The following is a 19,419-nucleotide window of genomic DNA, read 5'->3' as shown; positions in this document are numbered from 1 at the left end:
TGATGCACAAATCGGATAAGATATTTTGCATGATCACCTTCCTAATGTATTTATATGATCGCTTAATTTTGGTACCAAATTCTGTGGTGCAATAGAGCATTGTGGATTAAAATTACTATAAATAAGCAGAAAAAAAACACTATTGTAATAAATAGCGTTTTTCTTGTCATTTTTGCCTTGATGTCTGAAGCGATGATTGTATTTTCAATACTTTCTATCGAAGAGGTGCTTTTTATAGCGCAAAATAGTAAGTTTATGACATTAATGTGTAGTATTGAATTAAACTGTTATTTTGGATATAGCATGCATTGTGCTAACTTGGATGAGCTGAGGAGGTTTCAGGCTATGAACAATAACAATCAAGTAGCCATCATTGACACAGGGATGGATATGACTAATCAAAGTTTAAATAAACATGTTATAGGTGGAGTAAGATTTCAATATTCAGGTAATGAAATAATCAAGGATAATGAATATCAGGATGATCATGGACATGGAACTTCTGTGGCAGATACGATTGTGCAAATCTTTAAAGAAGCTCAATTTTACATCATAAAAATAGCGAATGCAGAAGGGAAAACGAGTACTGCTCTTTTGCAGGTGGCTTTAGAAAAATGTCTTACTCTGAACATTAAGTATATATGCATAAGCATTTCGGTTACCTCAGAAAGATACCATCAGCAACTTAGCGAAATTACACAACAATTAGTGGATCAAAACAAACTTATTTTTGTTTCTGTAAAAAATGGTAGTCAGAGTAGCTATCCGGCTAGTCTGCCAACTGTCATTGGTGTAAACGGGCAAATGTTCTGTTCAACTGAATCTTTTTTGTTTTCAAAAAACAAAGAGATCCAAGCCGTATTTGATGAGGCTCCCATTTTTGTCTATACACTTGCTGAACGGTTTACTTTTTTTAAAGGCACCTCTAAAGCGAATGCTCTTTGCGTGGGGAGAAGTATGCAAATAATCCATTCCGAGACAATGAACAATACCATTTATAATAAAGATATCACGTTTTCAGAGTTTAATGATATACTTGAACGCTGTGCTTTGGAATATGAGGTGACAGTACCTGAATTTAAGACTACCCTTGATGCTGGCATTGAAAGTAACCTATTGGTGAAATTTGGCAATTCTATAGAAAAAGCGATTTATGAAACCACTAATCTTGAAATTGACATCTATTCTTTATTTAAAGCTCCTTTTATTTCTAGATTGACGGGGATAACCTTTAATAATTTTGATGATTTTTGGAGTAGCTTAGAAAAAGAGTTGAACCATACCTTAAGCGATTATCACAATATACATATATTAAATGTATGTTCTCTTGCTGCATTACTGATGTACCTAGAGGAGCTAGGAATTTAATCAATTAGGCTGTTTGAATTCTATATTTTTAATATCTAATAAAAATATAGAATTGTATTTATTTAGAAAAGTAGAGTTGATATAGAAAAATTGAAACGGTATACTATATATGTAATTAGCAAGCATCTTCGATACATGGGATAAAAGTTTAAACTACATAATAAACCCAGAAAAGAGGGGTGATCGGAAATCATATCATTCCTTGCAACTGAGAATTAATTCATTGATGTGATGTTCATAAGCTAACTTTTACACGATACTTTACTATTAAGAATATTTAATGTATATAGGGATGTGATCGGATGTTAAACATTGCTTTGTGTGATGATACAAATGTAGAACTGGCCCGGGTGGAGAGGTTTACGTTAGAATATCCCTTTACTAAAGTAGAAGTAGATACTTTTGGAAGTGGGCAAAAGTTGCTGCAATATGTAGCTAAGAATAAAACTGAATACAATATTTATCTGCTTGATATTGAGATGGCGGATATGGATGGCATTAGTTTAGCCAAAAAAGTAAGAGAGTTTGACAATAAAGCTGTAATTATCTTTGTAACCAATTATGACGAATACATGCCAGATGTATTTAAAGTACAAACCTTTGATTACATACTGAAACCTGTGAATAAGGAAACCCTTTTTGAGGTTCTTCAAAGAGCTGATCACTATTTGCATAGTTCACATAGTTATTTTGAGTTTAGCTATGAACGAAATAAGCTCATTGTAAACGAAGATGAAATTATGTACTTTGAGAAAAGTGGAAGGGCTGCTCATATTTATACAGAAACAAAAGAATATAAGTGTAATCAGACAACTTCACAAATTCTTGCTCAACTTGATCCGATGGCTTTCACTCAGATTCATGCTTCGTATATCATTAACCTGAAATACGTTGTAGGAATAAAATGCGAAAATATAATGATGAAACGGATTGTAAATGGCGAAATTCAGGACACTTATTTGGAACTACCGATCAGTAGAAAGTATAAAAAAGATTTTAAACAAAAAACGATGAATTATATGAGGAAGAGATTCTAATTGGAAAGAGCCATGTTTGACTTTATACTAAATTCTTTTGATATTTTCATTATAAGTAGATTTCTGAATAAAGTTTTATTTACTAAAAAGGGACTTTCGACGGAGAAAATCTTGCTGTTTACGATTGCATTAATAGGTCTGACAGTAGTCGGTATGTACTTTTTGAAAACAACATTTGATGTTATGCTAAATGTTGTTCCAGTGTTCACTGTACTTTGTTTTTACCCGAAAAATCATATAACAACAAAACTGTGTTGGGGTACAGTTGTAATTGCAATTGAAATCTTATCTGAAGGAGTATGTTACGCCATCATGAATGCTTGTTTTTCAAATGTATTCCTTACATCAGATAATGTATCTTATTATTACGAAGCGGGTGCTCTCCTCTCAGAAATCAGTAAATTTTTCTTTTTTTTATGGGTCCCTTTACTTTTTAAAATAGATGTTTATCAAAGAAAAACTACTCTGCATTATTTATACATGTGTTTGTTTGCAGTTCCTATCATAACTCTTTGCTTGTTGTGCAGTCATTTTGATTTGATTTTAAGATCAGACAAGAACCCAAATGAGTGGTTAAGTGTAATTTCTATGATTGGTGTTTTATCAATCAATATTATCATGTTAATTATTTATGAACAATTAAGCCGAATGTATGGCGAAATGATAGAGCAGGAATTATTAAATTTCAATCTTAAAGCAGAAAATATTCACTATGATAATCTGGAAAAATCGCAAAAAGAAATTCGGAGAATCAGGCATGATATGAGAAATGAATTGTTGACCTTAAAAGGATTGTTGAAGGAAAATAACGTAGAGGCAGCAGAGGGGTTTATAGAAGAAATTCTCTCAGATATTAAATGTACTGAAACTCAGAAATATTCACCGAACAATGTACTTAATTACGTACTCACCGAGAAAATAAATTTGGCTACTAAAAAAAGCATTGTAGTGAGCATTGAAAGTTTTCTTCCAGAAAAATTTTCTCTAAATAATAATATTATTGCCGTTGTATTTGGTAATTTGCTGGATAATGCAATAGAGGGCTGTGACAAGGTAACTGAAGGTAAGAAAACAATAGATATAAAAATAAAATATCATGAAAAGCAGCTTTATATAGAGATTTCCAATACGTTTAATCCGCTGTTTGTAAATAGTAATTTTATAAGTAATAAAAAGAATAGAAAAAATCACGGTTTTGGATTGAAAAGTGTCAAGCAGATTGTAAAAGAAAACTCAGGAATCCTGGATATAAGGACCGTGGAAGACCGGTTTTGCGTCAATATTATTTTATGGGACTTAGAATAGGAACTGAATTTATGATAGGACGTAGACGCTTATGCATCTACGTCCTGCTCCTGCATTACAACAATATTTGTTCATATTTACTCCCTAGTTCACTATCATGTGTAATTAATATGATGGTATGGTTGTACTTTAGATCATCTAATAGATCAATAAAGTTCTTTTTTACAACACCATCTAAATTTGAAGTGGGTTCATCAAAAATTAATACTTCTTTATTAGTATAGATATTCCGCAGTATCGAAATTAATTGCTGCTGTCCTCCTGATAAAGAAAAGTTTTTACCGATTATTTGATCTTTTTTACTTTCTTCGATAAATTTCTTGGTATCCAATAATTCAATATATGAATTCAGTTGCTCCATAGGGATACCCGGTTGCCCCAAAGTTATATTGTTAAAGATCGTATCTACATACATGACGGGTTCCTGGAAGCAAATCCCTATATTGCTGATAATATCTTTACGTTTCCAATCTCTCATTTCCTTTCCGTCCACTAAGATTTCACCTGTATAATTACAATTAATCTTGGTGAGTAATTTTAATAGTGTGCTTTTTCCTGCTCCGTTGCGTCCTGAAAGGCGAAAAATATGATTTCCATGAATGGAGAATGAGACATCGGATAGAGCTTTTTCTAAACCGTTATAGCTGTAACTGACATTTTTAAATTCTATATTCATTTCATTTCACCTCGTCCGCTTTCATAATGGACTCAATTCGTTCAATAGACACTTTTGCTTGCTTCCAACCAGCCACATAGTTGGTCACACTTTTTATAGGACCTATAATCTGATTTGAATAAAAGACAAACACCGTCAGTACCCCCATACTTGTTTGACCTTCCATTACTAAAATTGCACCAAAACCTAAAAGAATTACACTTCCTACAGAAGTAATGACAGAAGGGACAGTGGAAGCCACGATAATTGTGTTCGCCCTCCGTCTATTAGCTTCAAGTGATTTTCCCTCCAAAGGCATGTACTTTCCCAAAATATAGTCTTTTATATCCATTCCAATAGAATAGAGAAGTGTTCCAAGCGTATGCCTAATATAAGAAATAGAGTCATCAAAAGCATTCATGACTGCTTTTGTTTTTTGAGTGATTTTTTTATTAAAGAATATTTGAGTAATCATTGTTAAAAGCATGATTAAAAATACAAGTGTAAATAATTTGTAGTTGAAAAAAAGCAGTACGCTACAAATAACAATTAAAAAAAGTAAGTTTGATATCAGCATGGGGATACCATTGGATACTAATCTTTCGATGATTCCAATGTCATTAATAAACAGGGAGAATAGTTTATCGTTGTTTGAAGTAATAGTCTCACCTGGCAAAACGAACAACTTTTCTAACAACTTTTTTTTCATAGCATAAGAGATTCTTTTTCCTAATTCGGAAAAAATGAATCCACAAAGTAAACTACATAGGTGAGAAAGGATAAATAAGCCTGTTGCTATTCCTATAAACTTCACAATTAAGGAGATATCTTTGGATATTAATCCTGAGTCAACAATTTTACTAATAAATTTCGGAATAATCATACTGAGTATTGCGTCTGCGGCTTGGAAAGTTAAAATTAAAAAAACAAAAAGTTTGAAATTAGATACCTCTGTAACAATCCACTTATATTTAGTAAACATCTACTTTTATCGCCTCCAGTGTGACTTGCAAAAAATATATATGTGATTTTTCATATTTTTGAAATATACTGTTATTCATTTTATAGATTAAATCTCTCATTCCCTTGTTCATGACACTAAGCACCATTTTCCTGTCATAAAATACATTCCGTTTGTTTAACTCAACTGATTGTTCGTTTATTTTGTCATTAAAACATTGGAATATGACATATAAACGATTTTCTTAGTAATTAATGGTGTATTTAAAGTTGGAAAGTAAATTTCAAGAGAGGAGAATTAACCATGAAGTATGTTTTTAATCCTTATTTGCATGAGTTATTTCATAAAAATCAAGTTATTATTGCTAATACAAAAACAGGTCGTTTTCTGAAAACATCCAAATCCTATTTCGATGTCTTAAAAGATATGATAAATGCAGGAGAAACGGAGTTGTTATTAACCCCCACAGAAAGTTCACCGTATGCTGAGGTCGTCCACAATTTATCGAACCTTTTCCATGGGCTAGTAGATATTCAATGTATCCTAACTGAAGATCAGTTCACCCAGGCTTATAAAGAGTCCCTAGATGTCGTATATCTGGCTTTGACGAATAAGTGCAACTTAAAATGTAAACATTGCAGCGCTGGTGCTGATCTAAAATTCATCGATGCTTTAACAACAGAAAAAGTAAAAGAGGTTATTGATCAAATCGTCGTCCTTCAGCCCCAGGCCATTAATGTGACAGGTGGCGAACCTATGCTGCGTATGGATATTATGGATATTTTGGCTTACCTAAGAAGTAAGTTTGATGGTGCTATTCTGTTATCAACGAATGGTCTTTTTATTTCTGAAAAAAACGCTGAACAGCTCCTCAAGTATGTAGATAAGGTATCATTTAGTGTAGATGGATATGATGAAGAAACGTGTACAAAAATTAGAGGCAGGGGCGTCTTTAAAAGAGTAATTCAAAGTATCAAGTTGCTCCAGTGTAAGGGATTACGGAAAATTGCTTTATCAATGACGATCACTAATTACACCCTTGATAGAGGAAGGGAAAGGTTCCTTGAACTGTGTGAAAACTTGAGGGTTGAACCCATTGTACGTATCTTAACATCGGCTGGAAGAGCAGGAGAAAACATTAATGAGATTTTTCCTAAGAAAGCCTTTATAGATGAACTAACCTCCCAAGATGTTACATGCCGACTTTGTTCGCCAGGGAAAAAAGAAATTTTTATAGGAGGAGACGGAAATATTTATCCCTGTGGAGGGTTGATAGAATCAGAAGATTTTGTTCTTGGCAATGTGTTTGATGATCATTTAATTGAATTAATGGCTAAAGGCAATCAAAAGGAAGATTACGATCCAATTAGTCTTGTAAGACCATGGGAATTTGAGCCTTGCAAGAACTGCAATGTTAATTTATTTTGCCATCACTGCATAAGCAACATTTATTATTTACACCAAAATCAAGAATTATTTGATTCCGTGTGTCAAAAGCAAAAAAAGCAACTTCAAGAATTAGTTTGGAATAACTAAATATTTTTATAAAGGAGAGGGATGTTATGAACTTCACTTATTGGGTGACCGAAAATTGCAACTTGAGCTGCAAATATTGCTACGTTAATAAGGCTCCAAAAACAATGGATCAGAAAACGGCAACTAAAGCAATTGAATTTACACAAGAAATGCTCTCTACAATCTCCATTAATAATAAAGATAAAGTACGTATATCACTACATGGTGGCGAGCCGCTGCTTAACTATCCAATAATTCAGTATTTTGTAGAAGAATTGAAACAAAGAATTCCTGTCCCCATTACTTTTATGATGACAACGAACGGTACCATCCATGACATGAACATACTTGACTATGTTTTGAAAAATATTAAATTAACCGTTAGTTTGGATGGGCAGCAAGAAAGTCATGATCTTAATAGGGTATACAAGAATGGAAATGGAAGTTTTAATAAGGTGATTGAAACCCTAGATTACATCAAGACTCAATCAGACTTTTTCCGCGTAAGGATGACAGTAACATCTAATAATGTTGCCTGTTTTGCTGAGAATTACATGTATCTTTCTGAAAGGGGCTATCCCAATGTTACCTTTGCACTGGATGAAAGCGATATGGACTGGAACAAAGAACTTATGAAAGTTTATCAGAAAAATCTTGAAGAAATCTTTTCATACATGGTTAATAGAGATTTCAACAAAGCACAATACTTTTTGTACAATTTCAAAAATGAGTATTTTCGACCAAGAGGAAACTGTGATGGCTGTCACACAAGCTTTCATATCTCCAGTACAGGGGAAATCTATCCTTGTATACTTGCAGTAGGTCACGAAGAATTCACTATGGGGGATGTAGTCTCAGGTATAATCGAGCAGCGTTTATCTGATTTAGATATCATTAATCAAACAGATAAAGGAATCTGTACAAGTTGTGCTATGTACAATAATTGCCGTACAAAAATGTGTAAGATTATAAATAAAATACAAACAGAGAGTTATTATCAATCTTCTCCCGTATTTTGTGCCACGCAAAGGATACATTATTCTACTGTGAAAAAGTATGAACATATATTAGAAAACTTCGATCTTCTTTTTTTGAAGTGAAGTTTAAAAACCAATTATGTAAGAAACTGGACGTAGGAAAGTTTTTAAAAGAAAAATAATCCAATCTAACGATTTTGAGGTATCCTTAAGGTCTCACTCTTAAAAGGATAAAATCGCTGAAAGGGTTATAGACAGTAGTCTACCCGATTTCCGAGTGATTGACATACCTATATATCAAATACCTGAATGACCTTTTCATGCCCTTCCGTTCTTGTTTCTCCAGACAAGCCTCGTTTGAGTGGTTTGTCGTTATCGTCGTTGGCTTTATGCTGCGCTCCGACCATCTCGGTGTAACTTCGGTCATTCGGGATCTCTCCCTGAGTAGTCGCTGTTATGAAACACTCCTTCCGTTCTTCTGCCTGGTCTCTGCCCTCTTTACGGCAGATGTGGCTTCAGGTCGTTCGACGGTCTGCGCCTCTGCTGGTGATTCAGGAGTGTGTCGTCCTTGTCGGCGACGGGATGAAAGAGGCTAATAAGGAAGGTCGTCGGATGCCCGGCGTCAAGAAGCTTCACCAGAAATCCGAAAACGTCTCCAAGGGCGAGTATATTTTCGGTCATTTCTAACTCTTCGTATTCAACTTTGCTTTAGTAGTTAAAATATTTTGTAAGTTAACTTATTTACCGGAAAAAGAAGAAGTGGAGTTACTTCTTCTTTTTTTGCTATTTTATGTAAAAATAACACCATATTGAGGCGAATAAAAAAGAAAAGCTGAAAAGAGGTTATCCCAAAAGTCATTAAAAAAATGACGAGGACGCCCCTTTGTCTTGAAAATGTAAAAGACGGATTGTTAAACCAAGTGCGATAGTCCTTCTGTGAAAGATTCGTGAGCGGTTCGCCACCCCAAGCATTTTCTTGGTCGGTGATTGATTAAATGTAGTGCTTGTTCCAATGCTTCATCTGTTTTTTGGGCGAAGTCCGTACCTTTAGGGAAGAACTCACGCAGCAAGCCATTGGCATTTTCATTTTAGCCACGCTGCCAGGAGGAATACGGATCGGCAAAGTAGACCTGTACCCCATGTGTAGCTTCCAGATTTGCATAACAGGCAAACTCTTTGCCTCGGTCAGCGGTTAACGGTTTGAAACGCTCCAGCAGGGTACTGGGCTGCGGCTACACCAAAGGCAATCTCCATCGACAAGGCTGTGCGATCGGGCATTGGAATCGGGGTATACAGACGGGTTTCCCGCTCAATGAAGGTCGCTACACAGCTTTTGCTTTTTCCCACGACCAGACATCACCGGATCTAGCTTCCAGTGTCCAAAGGTGTCCCAAGAACGCACCTCCTTGGGGAGTTCAGAAATCGACTTACCCACGGCAAGCTTCCCTCGTTTTTCAGCAGGCTGTTGTCGTTTACCTTTGTGCCGTAGCACCTTTACGTCTGCTTGGGCAAGGCGGCCCGCATAGAGCCAGCGATAGATAGTGGATTCTCCTTGTGTGAAAGGGAGTGTAGGAACTTCCATTCTACACGAATCCGGCCACTGGCCCTTTTTTATTTATTTCCAGCAGGTGTCGCACTTCATATTACAATCCGTCTAACTGGTGGAAGAAATGAACTCGTAAATTTATTCTGCCTGCCGAAGCCGCTCCACAATACTTTGTTTGTCGTTCATAGAATAGACTGCTACTGGAATAAGTATCCCCAGCAATAACAGTAAAGGCAATGAGGCTAGAAGTGGCCAGTTTATAAAGTGATAGCTCAAAAACCACATCATACTGCTTAGGGGTTCCACAATTGAAATAGAGAATATGATCCCTAATAAAATGGAGAATAGGGCGGTGCCGAGAACATAATATAGCCCTTCATAGATCAGCATACCCCGCAATTGTTTTTTGGTCATGCCGATACTTTGCAGCATGGCAAACTCCTGACGCCGCGTCAATATACTCGTCAGAATTGCGTTTACAAAGTTGAGGATACCAATTAGGCCGATAATCAGACTGAGCGTGCCACCGATCATCATGATGGTGTTTTGCATACCGGAAAACTCATTCATTGAAGTGAATTTGGATGTGTAGTTCATTACCGGCTCTGTAGTTTCGGTGTAACTTTTAAGAAATTCCATTCTTTCGAATGAAAAAGAAAAATTGTCTAGCTGAGTGGAGTCTGCAAGCGAGTATCTGGATTTCTTTAGCTGAACGCCAACTCTTGCTCTCAGTACCATAAGACTGAAGGGTTTGGTGATATAGTCGTCAGCACCCAGCTCAAAACCAGTGACGTCATCTGTTTCCATATCATTCGCAGTCAGAACGATGATGGGTATAGTTGTTTTTTTTCGTATATGGGTTAAAAGGTCGAGTCCACTTCCATCCGGCAAATTTATATCAAGAATCATTAGGTCAAAGGCAGTGACGTTCAATTGTTCTTTTGCAGTAGCTATGTCATACGTTTGCGTAAATAGGTTGTTAGGTTCTTTAAGAGCAAGAACAATACCGTTACTCAAGGCGATATCGTCCTCGACGATTAGTATGTAATTCATCATTCTCCTCTTGTATTTTGGTTAACCAAGTCATTGAATCCCGAGCTCTACCAACCGCTCACAATAAAAATGTAAATGAGAGCCGCCCAATTCTCTATTTCTATTTTACAGGATATTGCTCTTATTTGCTCATGGCTCAGGGAGCAGGTATTAATACACTGTTGAATAACCAAGAAATGACCCAGCCAGAAATTTTGACCAGGTCATTTCGACTAAGGGGGATTTATTCTGCTGTTCGCAGTCGTTCCACGATAGTTTTCCTGTCGCTCAGAGAATAAATAGCGAGAGGAAGACATATCCCAAGAGCGAGCAGAACAGGCAGCACGAGGATCAGCGGCCAGATAATAAATTTATAACTCATAAACCATATTTGAGTACTCAAGGGTCTCGCAATCAGGACGGAAAATAAGCTTCCTAATAAGATGGAGCATATGCTGGTGCCGAGTACATAGTACATCCCCTCATATATAAGCATTGTTTTTAATTGTTTGTTGGTCATGCCGATGCTTTGTAGTATAGCAAACTCTTGATAGCGGGTCAGAATACTAGTTAGAAGCGCGTTTGCAAAATTAACAATGCCAATTACACCAATAATAATACTGAGCGTACCGCCAATCATCAGAATTGTTTTTTGTATACCTGAAAACTCGGCAATCACGGTGGATTTGGATTTATAGTCCATCACTGGCTCCTTTATTTCGGTATAATTCTTTATAAAGTTCTCCATTGTTTTTTCTTTACTGTCGGATACATTAAAGGCATAACTCATCACCACAGGCTTCTTCACAAGCGTTTTGTAGATATCCGCCGGGAGATAGAAGTTAGTATAAGTAGGAACGTCTACACCAGAATTGGTTGGTTTTACGCCAACATGACCAAGCACTGTGAATTCATGGCTAGTATACTCTTGGGCATTTGCTGTGCCCATATAGTTATGAAGAGTAACCTTTTCACCTACTTTGTATACGGATAGTTCCATGTGAGGATTATCGTAATCGCCTAAAATGACTCCTTCCAAAATATACTTTCCCGAAGCTAGCTTGCCATAATCAAGTTCGCCATCAATTAATTTTAGTCGGTGAAGGGGGAGATCTTCAAGCCCATACACTACTGTAGATAAGTTGCCGCGAGCGTCAGGAGTGGCGATTTCCCAATTTTCCTCTTTGTTCTCTTTATGCTCGACAGTGAATAAATTGCTGCCACTGTACAATCGTCCACCTTCTTCAAAACCGGGTTGTGCCTGGACGGCCTGAATATAGCTTTCTGTCGTTGCATTGTCAGGGCCTGTGAAATGTTCTTGAAAATAATCAGCATGTGCAATCAGAAAGTCAGTATCATGGCTTTTAGACACATACTTATTCATATCCAGACTTTGGGATAATGTAAAAGTAGTATTCAGTAGCACTAGACTTAGAGAAAGGCTAAGCAGCACCAAAGTAGTCCGCTTCTTATTGCGCCCTAAGTTGGATCGAGCCATCAGGGGAATCTTAGCACCGTTAGTTGATTTTCTTAGTTTTTTCTTCCCCTTTTGGGTAGCTCCGTCTACGTATCTTACAGCCTCGATTGGAGACACAGTCGCTGCAATCCTAATAGGCTTATATGCACTGATCATAACTGTTATGACTGCAAACAGAGTGGAGCCGATAAAAATCCATGGGCTGGGGGATAGGGTTACCTCAGCGTGCCTATAATGGTTCATAAGCAGCAGAGGGATAAGCGATTTTCCGACCCAAAAACCCCCGAGCAAGCCGATGGGAATCCCGATCAAGGAAAGAAATAATGCCTGTCTTCGGATGATTCTGCTGATTTGTCTGCTGGTTGTGCCGACGGTTTTTAGAAGACCGAAGAAACGAATATCACGCATCACCGAGATTTGGAAAATATTATAGATGATCAAGTAGCCAGTAAGCATGATCAGTAACAGACCAGTGGCTAGGGGAAAGACGGCTTCAGGGTTCGAACTGAAAGTGTTGGAAAGATACGCCCAGTTAACATTACTGTTAATATAGTTTGGTGCATTTTTGTCCAGGGAATAACCGCTTTCTGTAATCACTTTATTAAGATTTTCCCGCATGTTCGAGCTGTTATCGAACATGATAGTTGCATTGATGGCTCCGGTCATATCATGATCCTGCTTATATGTGTAGCGTAATTCTTCGGCATGTGCATCCACATAAGATTTAGAAGCATAAATTTGACCTCTGGCTATCCCGGCGGCGGGGTCACTCTTCCACCAGCCGGAGAGGATAAATTCACGCTGTACCATTTTGCCGTGAACCTCAAGCTTCAAGGACAATGGGGCGCCTTCTTTCAGGGGAGTACCCAGTAACTGTAGGGTCTTGGAGTCTGCGATAACCTCATTTTCCGCCACTGGTTTGTGGCCTTTTTCTAGCTCAATCAATCCTAGCTTTAGCCCTACATCGTCATGATACCAGAACTCCGCACGACGCTTTAAAAATTGCTCGTTTGTCACCTTTCCACTTAACAGGCGGCTATATGCTATCTCTTTAATAAGAGGGTGGTCTTTGATGTGATTAAATTCCTCATCGTTGATATATTTGAGATAACCCTGCCCTAACCCACCAGCCTGTCGCATCGTTGCCTGCTGGAAACTTTCCATCGCGCCAATCCCCATAGTAAACAGAGATGTAAATAACAAAGTGGTTAAGGCAATAGCGATAACCGCAATAATATTGCGGATTTTATTGGCTTTTAAACTTTTATCTGATAAGTTACGAACCGCCTTACTGTTTTTTACTTTGATCATTTGCCTTCACCGCCAACTATTTTACCGTCCTCAATCCGAATGATCCGGTCTGCCATCTGCGCGATTTCTTCGTTGTGGGTAATCATCACCATTGTTTGGGCGAACTGCTGGCTGGATACCTTGATCAATCCCATTACATCCAGACTGGTTTTACTGTCCAGGTTTCCGGTGGGCTCATCTGCCAAAATAATGGCGGGCTTGGCTGCCAGTGCTCTAGCAATGGCTACACGCTGCTGTTGTCCACCGGAAAGATTGTTTGGCAGATTATTCATTTTGTGGTCAAGGCCCAAGGTATGTACAATTTTATCTATGTGGGTTTTGTCGGGTTCTTTACCATCCAGTTCAATCGGAAGTACAATATTTTCGTAGACATTTAAGACAGGCACCAGGTTATAATTTTGAAATACGAAGCCAATCTTTCGTCTGCGAAAAATAGTTAATTCTTCGTCTTTCAATGTGAAAATATCTTTGCCGTCAATCGTAACACTTCCACTGGTTGGACGATCCAGTCCACCCAGCATATGGAGAAGGGTAGATTTGCCGCTCCCGGACGTACCAACAATAGCGACAAATTCACCGCTTTCCACCTCCAGATTCACGCCGTCTAAGGCATGAACAGCAGTATCTCCGTTCCCGTAATGCTTCCTTAATGCCTGAGTTTTCAATAGGCCCATATACATTCTCCTCCACAAAAAAATGTCTGTATCGTAGTCATCTACAGTACAGACATTAGCACACTAATCTTTCTACAATCTTTCTGAAATCTAACAGTGTTGAAAGAATAACCTGCCTATGGAAAGAAAAATGGAAGAGGTGGAGCCGCGAAGATTTTACCATATTCCTCTTCCACAATGCCTATACCATTATCGGTAATATCAATTCGGCAAAAAAATCGTACGCATCACATTAATGTTCATGTGTCCGGCAGTTTCTGTGTATTTGATCCCTTTAGCATCTGCCTTGGAGAAACCGTGATAATCCCCGTTTCAAGTTGCGAGGTTTTCAGCAATGCCATTCGCGTTTTCATTAGAGCCCCGTTGCCAGGAGGAATACGGATCAGCGAAATTTTGTACATCATGAGTGGCTTCCAAATTTGAATAGCAGGCAAACTCTTTACCGCGGTTAGTGATTACCGTTTGGAATGCAGAGTAGGGTATGGGGAAGCAGCTACGGTAAGTAGGTCTTTCACCAAAAGGCCTTATATAGCCAGCGATAGATGGTTTTAAAGCATACGATAATGACCCAGCCAAAAGTTTTGACCAGGTCATTTTCTTTACAGGGGGATTTATTCTTCTGTTCGCAGTCGTTCTACGATAGTTTTCCTGTCGCTCAGAGAATAAATAGCGAGAGGAAGACATATCCCAAGAGCGAGCAGAACAGGCAGCACGAGGATCAGCGGCCAGATAATAAATTTATAACTCATAAACCATATTTGAGTACTCAAGGGTTTCGCAATCAGGACGGAAAATAGGCTTCCTAATAAGATGGAGCATATGCTGGTGCCGAGCACATAGTACATCCCCTCATAAACAAGCATTGTTTTTAATTGTTTGTTGGTCATGCCGATACTTTGTAGTATAGCAAATTCTTGATGGCGGGTCAGAATACTAGTTAGAAGCGCGTTTGCAAAATTAATAATGCCAATCACCCCAATAATAATACTGAGCGTACCGCCGATCATCAAAATTGTTTTTTGCATACCTGAAAGCTCGGCAATTGAGGTGAATTTGGATTTATAATGCATCGTGGGCTCCTTTATTTCGGTATAGTTCTTTAAGAAGCTCTCCATCGTTTTTTCTTTACTATCGGATACATTAAAGGCATAACTCATCACCACAGGCTTCTTCACAAGCGTTTTGTAGATATCCGCCGGGAGATAGAAGTCAGTATAACTAGCAACGGCTACACCAGAATTGGATGATTTTACGCCAACATGACCAAGCACTGTGAATTCATGGCTAGTATACTCCTGGGCATTTGCTGTGTCCATATAGTTATGAAGAGTAACCTTTTCACCTACTTTGTATACGGATAGTTCCATTTCAGGATGATCGTAATTGTCTAACCCGATTCCTTCCAAAATATACTTTCCCGAAGCTAGCTTGCCATAATCAAGCTCACCATCAATTAATTGTAGTCGGTGAAGGGGGAGATCTTCAAGCCCATACACTGGTGCAGATAAGTTGCCGCGAGCGTCAGGAGTGACGATTTCCCCGTACAGCTTCTTCCCCTCTTTGTTCTCTTTATACTCGACAGTGAATAAATTGCCGCCACTGTACAATCGTCCACCTTCTTCAAAACCGGGTTGTGCCTGGACGGCCTGAATATAGCTTTCTGTCGTTGCATTGTCAGGGCCTGTGAAATGTTCTTGAAAATAATCAGCATGTGCAATCAGAAAGTCAGTGTCATGACTTTTAGACACATACTTATTCATATCCAGACTTTGGGATAATGTAAAAGTAGTATTCAGTAGCACTAGACCTAGAGAAAGGCTAAGTAGCACCAAAATAGTCCGCTTCTTATTGCGGCCTAAGTTGGCTCGAGCCATCAAGGGCATTTTAGCACCGTTAGTTGATTTTTTCAGTTTTTTCTTACCCTTTTTGGTAGCTCCGTCTACGTATCTTACTGCCTCGATCGGAGACACAGTCGCCGCAATTCTGCTAGGCTTATATGCACTGATCATAACTGTCATGACTGCAAACAGAGCGGAGCCGATAAAAATCCATGGGCTGGGGGATATAGTTACCTCAGCATTTGCGTGCATAGAAGTGTTCATAAGCAGCAGAGGGATAAGCGATTTTCCGACTAAAAAACCTGCGAGCAAGCCGATGGGAACCCCGATCAAGGAAAGAAATAATGCCTGTCTGCGGATAATTCTGCTGATTTGCCTGCTGGTTGTGCCGATGGTTTTTAGAAGACCGTAGAAACGAATATCACGCATCACCGAGATTTGGAAAATATTATAGATAATCAGATAGCCAGTAAGCATGATCAGTAACAGACCAGTGGCTAGGGGGAAGACGGCTTCAGGGTTCGAACTGAAAGTGTTGGAAAGATACGCCCAGTTCACAGAACTTGCAATGTAGTTCGGTGCATTTTGGTCTAGGGAATAACCGCTTTCTGTAATCACTTGATTAAGATTTTCCCGCATGTTCGAGCTGTTATCGAACATGATATTTGCATTGATGGCTCCGGTCATATCATGATCCTGCTTATATGTGTAGCGTAACTCTTCGGCATGTGCATCCACATAAGCTTTAGAAGCATAAATTTGACCTCTGTCTATCATGGCGGCGGGGTCACTCTTCCACCAGCCGGAGAGGATAAATTCACGCTGTACCATTTTGCCGTGAACCTCAAGCTTCAAGGACAATGGGGCGCCCTCTTTCAGGGGAGTACCCAGTAACTGTAGGGTCTTAGAGTCCGCGATAACCTCATTTTCCGCCACTGGTTTGTGGCCTTTTTCTAGCTCAATCAATCCTAGCTTCAGTCCTACATCGTCATGATACCAGAACTCCGCACGACGCTTTAAAAATTGCTCGTTCGTCACCTTTTCACTTAACAAGCGGTTATATGCTATCTCCTTAATAAGAGGGTGGTCTTTAACCTGATTAAATTCCTCATCGTTGATATATTTAAGTGAAGCATGCGCAGTTCCTCCGGACTGCCGCATCGTTGCCTGCTGGAGGCTATCCATCGCACCAAGCCCCATAGTAAATAGAGTTGTAAATAACAAAGTGGTTAAGGAAATAGCGATAACCGCAATAATATTGCGGATTTTATTGGCTTTTAAACTTTTATCTGATAAATTACGAACGGCCTTACTGTTTTTTATTTTGATCATCGGGTCGCACCACTTACTATTTTACCGTCCTCAATGCGGATGATGCGGTCTGCCATTTGCGCAATTTCCTCGTTATGAGTAATCATTACCATCGTTTGGCGAAACTGCTGGCTGGATACTTTGATCAGTCCCATCACATCCAGACTCGTTTTACTGTCCAGATTTCCGGTGGGTTCATCTGCCAAGATAATGGCGGGCTTGGCTGCCAGTGCTCTGGCAATAGCTACACGTTGCTGTTGTCCACCGGAAAGATTGTTTGGCAGATTATTCATTTTATGGTCAAGGCCCAAGGTATGTACAATTTTATCTACGTGGGCTTTGTCTGGTTCTTTACCGTCCAGTTCAATAGGGAGCACAATATTTTCGTAGACATTCAAGACAGGCACCAGGTTGTAATTTTGAAAAACAAAGCCAATCTTTCGTCTGCGAAAAATAGTCAATTCTTCGTCTTTGAGAGAGGAAATATCCTTGCCGTCAATCGTAACGTTTCCACTTGTCGGACGATCAAGTCCACCCAGCATATGGAGAAGGGTAGATTTTCCGCTCCCGGACGTACCAACAATAGCGACAAATTCTCCGCTTTCCACCTCCAGATTCACGCCGTCTAAGGCATGAACAGCAGTATCTCCGTTACCGTAATGCTTCCTTAATGCCTGAGTTTTCAATAGAGCCATGTACGTTCTCCTCCACAAAAAAATGTCTGTATCGTAGTCATCTACAGTACAGACATTAGCACACTAATCTTTCTACAATCTTTCCGAAATCTAACGGTATTGAAAGAATTAAGTATCCATAGGAAGAAAAATAGAGAAGGTAGAACCACGGTCGTAGTGTGACCGTACTTTGATGTACCCACCCTCCGCAGCGATGATTTCTCTAGCTAAAAACAGACCAATCCCGACGCCCTCCTGCGAGTTAACAGTAGGGGAGCGATAGAAGCGAGTAAAGATCTTCCCTTGTTCTTCTTCTGCAATGCCTATGCCGCTATCAGTAATATCAATTCGACAAAACAATTCGTATGCCATCACTTTTATATCCATGTTTCCGCCTGTCTCTGTATATTTTATAGCGTTATCCATAATGTTATAGACAGCTTCACTTGTCCACTTTAGGTCAAAATAAGCATGAATAACGGTGTCCTCCCTAAAAACTGTTATCCCTTTGGCATCTGCTTTTGGCGTTATTTGCTCCAGTGCAGCATCAAGGAGCTTATGAACAGATTCTCTCCTTGGCGCTACCGTGATAATCCCCGTTTCAAGCCGCGATGTTTTCAACAATGCCTGAATCAGAAAGTTAAGCTTTTCGGCCTGTGCAGATAGAGCTTTCACACAAGTGGAGGTATCCTGTGATAGTTCGTATTCGCTAAGTAGTTGGGAATAAAGCAGGATGTTGGCCAATGGTGTTTTCGTTTGGTGTGAAATATCGGAAATCAGCTCATTTATTTTATTCTTTTCAGCAAGCAGATTTTTGGAGGACACGGAACAAATGGAAAGAAATCTCACGAATTTAGCTTCTATTGAAGAAAGAACGGATTCATCAAAGACATCCTCTGAGAAGCTGCCATTTATCGCGGCATCCAGCATGTTCTCAATGGTTTTCATTGTTTTTTGGATGCTCCTGCGATACAGCATAATAGCACACACAGCAGTGCATACAGCAGCGACGGCAATTCCAATACATATATATAGGAATGTCGTCATCTCATTTCAAAGCCCATGTGTAGCCCAACCCATACACCGTTTTAATATATTGTGGGGAAGAAGGATGATCCTCGAGCTTGTCACGTAGCCTTTTTATCGTAACCGACAAGGCATTTTCACCTACATATTCAGCACCGTCAGTCCAGATGCTGTCTATCAAATGATCGCGTGAAACGGTATTTCCTCGATTGTTGATTAGAATGCGCAACAATTTTTGCTCTGTTTTACTTAGTTCAATAGGTGTATCATTTCTAATAAATTCCATCTTTTCAAATGAGAAAGAAAAATCTCCTAGCTGAATGGAGTCTGCAAGCGAGTATCCGAATTTCTTTAGCTGAACACCAACCCTCGCTCTCAGTACCATCAGACTGAAGGGCTTGGTGATATAGTCGTCAGCACCCAACTCAAGACCAGTGACGATATCTGTTTCCATATCATTCGCAGTCAGAACGATGACGGGTATCATTGTTTTTTTTCGTATATCTGTTAAAAGGTCGAGTCCACTTCCATCCGGCAAATTTACATCAAGAATCACTAGGTCAAAGGGAGTGGCGTTCAATTGTTCTTTTGTAGTAGCAATGTCATATGTTTGCACAAATACGTTGTTAGGATCTTTAAGAGCAAGAACAATACCGTTACTCAAGGCGATATCATCCTCGACGATTAACATATAATTCATCATTTGCCTCCT

At 38.9% G+C, this 19,419-nt stretch carries 14 protein-coding genes and 4 pseudogenes; 6 read left to right on the top strand and 12 right to left on the bottom strand.

What is annotated here, in order from left to right; all coding sequences use genetic code 11:
* The first annotated feature begins 99 nt into the window (after positions 1-99).
* The 3 genes from ACYCSE_RS05350 to ACYCSE_RS05340 all read left to right on the top strand — a co-directional run bounded on the left by ACYCSE_RS05350 (position 100) and on the right by ACYCSE_RS05340 (position 3,710).
* On the top strand, positions 100-1,368 hold the full coding sequence (locus ACYCSE_RS05350; RefSeq protein ID WP_459701780.1) for a S8 family serine peptidase: 1,269 nt from the start codon (positions 100-102) through the stop codon (positions 1,366-1,368).
* 302 nt (positions 1,369-1,670) lie between these two features.
* Positions 1,671-2,405 (top strand): LytR/AlgR family response regulator transcription factor, encoded by a 735-nt coding sequence (locus ACYCSE_RS05345; RefSeq protein WP_459701779.1) that lies wholly within the window; start codon positions 1,671-1,673, stop codon positions 2,403-2,405.
* On the top strand, positions 2,406-3,710 hold the full coding sequence (locus ACYCSE_RS05340; protein ID WP_459701777.1) for a sensor histidine kinase: 1,305 nt from the start codon (positions 2,406-2,408) through the stop codon (positions 3,708-3,710).
* Between the two features lie 55 nt (positions 3,711-3,765).
* On the opposite strand, the gene ACYCSE_RS05335 is transcribed toward ACYCSE_RS05340, so the two are convergent.
* Positions 3,766-4,386, bottom strand: a complete 621-nt coding sequence (locus ACYCSE_RS05335; RefSeq protein WP_459701775.1) for an ATP-binding cassette domain-containing protein — start codon at positions 4,384-4,386, stop codon at positions 3,766-3,768.
* Position 4,387: 1 nt separating this feature from the next.
* On the bottom strand, positions 4,388-5,347 hold the full coding sequence (locus ACYCSE_RS05330) for an ABC transporter transmembrane domain-containing protein (protein WP_459701773.1): 960 nt from the start codon (positions 5,345-5,347) through the stop codon (positions 4,388-4,390).
* Between the two features lie 282 nt (positions 5,348-5,629).
* On the opposite strand from ACYCSE_RS05330, the gene ACYCSE_RS05325 reads away from it, so the two are divergent.
* The 3 genes from ACYCSE_RS05325 to ACYCSE_RS05315 all read left to right on the top strand — a co-directional run bounded on the left by ACYCSE_RS05325 (position 5,630) and on the right by ACYCSE_RS05315 (position 8,505).
* A complete protein-coding gene (locus ACYCSE_RS05325) occupies positions 5,630-6,862 on the top strand; it encodes a radical SAM protein (protein ID WP_459701771.1) in 1,233 nt (410 codons plus the stop codon).
* A gap of 26 nt (positions 6,863-6,888) precedes the next feature.
* Positions 6,889-7,941 (top strand): radical SAM protein, encoded by a 1,053-nt coding sequence (locus tag ACYCSE_RS05320; protein WP_459701769.1) that lies wholly within the window; start codon positions 6,889-6,891, stop codon positions 7,939-7,941.
* A 333-nt stretch (positions 7,942-8,274) separates the two neighbouring features.
* The gene (locus ACYCSE_RS05315; RefSeq protein WP_459701767.1) at positions 8,275-8,505 is read left to right on the top strand and encodes a hypothetical protein; all 231 of its coding nucleotides are present in this window, start codon (positions 8,275-8,277) and stop codon (positions 8,503-8,505) included.
* 224 nt (positions 8,506-8,729) lie between these two features.
* Here ACYCSE_RS05315 and ACYCSE_RS05310 read toward each other — a convergent pair.
* The 10 genes and pseudogenes from ACYCSE_RS05310 to ACYCSE_RS05265 all read right to left on the bottom strand — a co-directional run.
* Positions 8,730-9,361 (bottom strand): annotated as a pseudogene (locus ACYCSE_RS05310) (IS30 family transposase); the annotation flags it as partial.
* Between the two features lie 141 nt (positions 9,362-9,502).
* Positions 9,503-9,997: pseudogene (locus ACYCSE_RS05305) on the bottom strand (ABC transporter permease); the annotation flags it as partial.
* Positions 9,980-10,417, bottom strand: a pseudogene (locus tag ACYCSE_RS05300) (response regulator transcription factor); the annotation flags it as partial. The pseudogenes ACYCSE_RS05305 and ACYCSE_RS05300, both read right to left, overlap by 18 nt.
* Positions 10,418-10,640: 223 nt before the next feature.
* Positions 10,641-13,184 carry an FtsX-like permease family protein gene (locus ACYCSE_RS05295; RefSeq protein WP_459701765.1) on the bottom strand — a complete coding sequence of 848 codons (2,544 nt, stop codon included), beginning with the start codon at positions 13,182-13,184 and terminating at the stop codon, positions 10,641-10,643.
* The gene (locus tag ACYCSE_RS05290; protein WP_241081075.1) at positions 13,181-13,858 is read right to left on the bottom strand and encodes an ABC transporter ATP-binding protein; all 678 of its coding nucleotides are present in this window, start codon (positions 13,856-13,858) and stop codon (positions 13,181-13,183) included. Before ACYCSE_RS05290 ends, ACYCSE_RS05295 begins: the two co-directional genes overlap by 4 nt.
* A gap of 333 nt (positions 13,859-14,191) precedes the next feature.
* Positions 14,192-14,338 (bottom strand): annotated as a pseudogene (locus tag ACYCSE_RS05285) (IS30 family transposase); the annotation flags it as partial.
* Between the two features lie 131 nt (positions 14,339-14,469).
* Complete coding sequence (locus ACYCSE_RS05280; protein ID WP_459701763.1) at positions 14,470-17,028, bottom strand: ABC transporter permease; 2,559 nt, start codon at positions 17,026-17,028, stop codon at positions 14,470-14,472.
* Positions 17,025-17,702, bottom strand: a complete 678-nt coding sequence (locus ACYCSE_RS05275) for an ABC transporter ATP-binding protein (RefSeq protein ID WP_459701761.1) — start codon at positions 17,700-17,702, stop codon at positions 17,025-17,027. The genes ACYCSE_RS05280 and ACYCSE_RS05275 overlap by 4 nt, the downstream gene beginning before the upstream one ends.
* A gap of 108 nt (positions 17,703-17,810) precedes the next feature.
* Positions 17,811-18,728: a sensor histidine kinase gene (locus ACYCSE_RS05270; RefSeq protein ID WP_459701759.1), complete on the bottom strand. Its 918-nt coding sequence runs from the start codon at positions 18,726-18,728 to the stop codon at positions 17,811-17,813.
* Position 18,729: 1 nt separating this feature from the next.
* Positions 18,730-19,407 carry a response regulator transcription factor gene (locus ACYCSE_RS05265; RefSeq protein ID WP_459702482.1) on the bottom strand — a complete coding sequence of 226 codons (678 nt, stop codon included), beginning with the start codon at positions 19,405-19,407 and terminating at the stop codon, positions 18,730-18,732.
* Positions 19,408-19,419: the final 12 nt, after the last annotated feature.

Source organism: Paenibacillus sp. SEL1, assembly GCF_054602535.1.
The sequence above is the reverse complement of the archived record's forward strand: the minus strand, read 5'-3'. Positions and strand labels throughout refer to the sequence as shown.

Bases quoted from the DNA above. Each gene is read 5' to 3' on its own strand.
- ACYCSE_RS05275 (WP_459701761.1), bottom strand. From the start codon at position 17,702: ATGGCTCTATTGAAAACTCAGGCATTAAGGAAGCATTACGGTAACGGA.
- ACYCSE_RS05315 (WP_459701767.1), top strand. From the start codon at position 8,275: ATGAAACACTCCTTCCGTTCTTCTGCCTGGTCTCTGCCCTCTTTACGG.
- ACYCSE_RS05335 (WP_459701775.1), bottom strand. From the start codon at position 4,386: ATGAATATAGAATTTAAAAATGTCAGTTACAGCTATAACGGTTTAGAA.
- ACYCSE_RS05265 (WP_459702482.1), bottom strand. From the start codon at position 19,407: ATGAATTATATGTTAATCGTCGAGGATGATATCGCCTTGAGTAACGGT.
- ACYCSE_RS05330 (WP_459701773.1), bottom strand. From the start codon at position 5,347: ATGTTTACTAAATATAAGTGGATTGTTACAGAGGTATCTAATTTCAAA.
- ACYCSE_RS05345 (WP_459701779.1), top strand. From the start codon at position 1,671: ATGTTAAACATTGCTTTGTGTGATGATACAAATGTAGAACTGGCCCGG.
- ACYCSE_RS05325 (WP_459701771.1), top strand. From the start codon at position 5,630: ATGAAGTATGTTTTTAATCCTTATTTGCATGAGTTATTTCATAAAAAT.
- ACYCSE_RS05280 (WP_459701763.1), bottom strand. From the start codon at position 17,028: ATGATCAAAATAAAAAACAGTAAGGCCGTTCGTAATTTATCAGATAAA.
- ACYCSE_RS05295 (WP_459701765.1), bottom strand. From the start codon at position 13,184: ATGATCAAAGTAAAAAACAGTAAGGCGGTTCGTAACTTATCAGATAAA.
- ACYCSE_RS05270 (WP_459701759.1), bottom strand. From the start codon at position 18,728: ATGACGACATTCCTATATATATGTATTGGAATTGCCGTCGCTGCTGTA.
- ACYCSE_RS05290 (WP_241081075.1), bottom strand. From the start codon at position 13,858: ATGGGCCTATTGAAAACTCAGGCATTAAGGAAGCATTACGGGAACGGA.
- ACYCSE_RS05320 (WP_459701769.1), top strand. From the start codon at position 6,889: ATGAACTTCACTTATTGGGTGACCGAAAATTGCAACTTGAGCTGCAAA.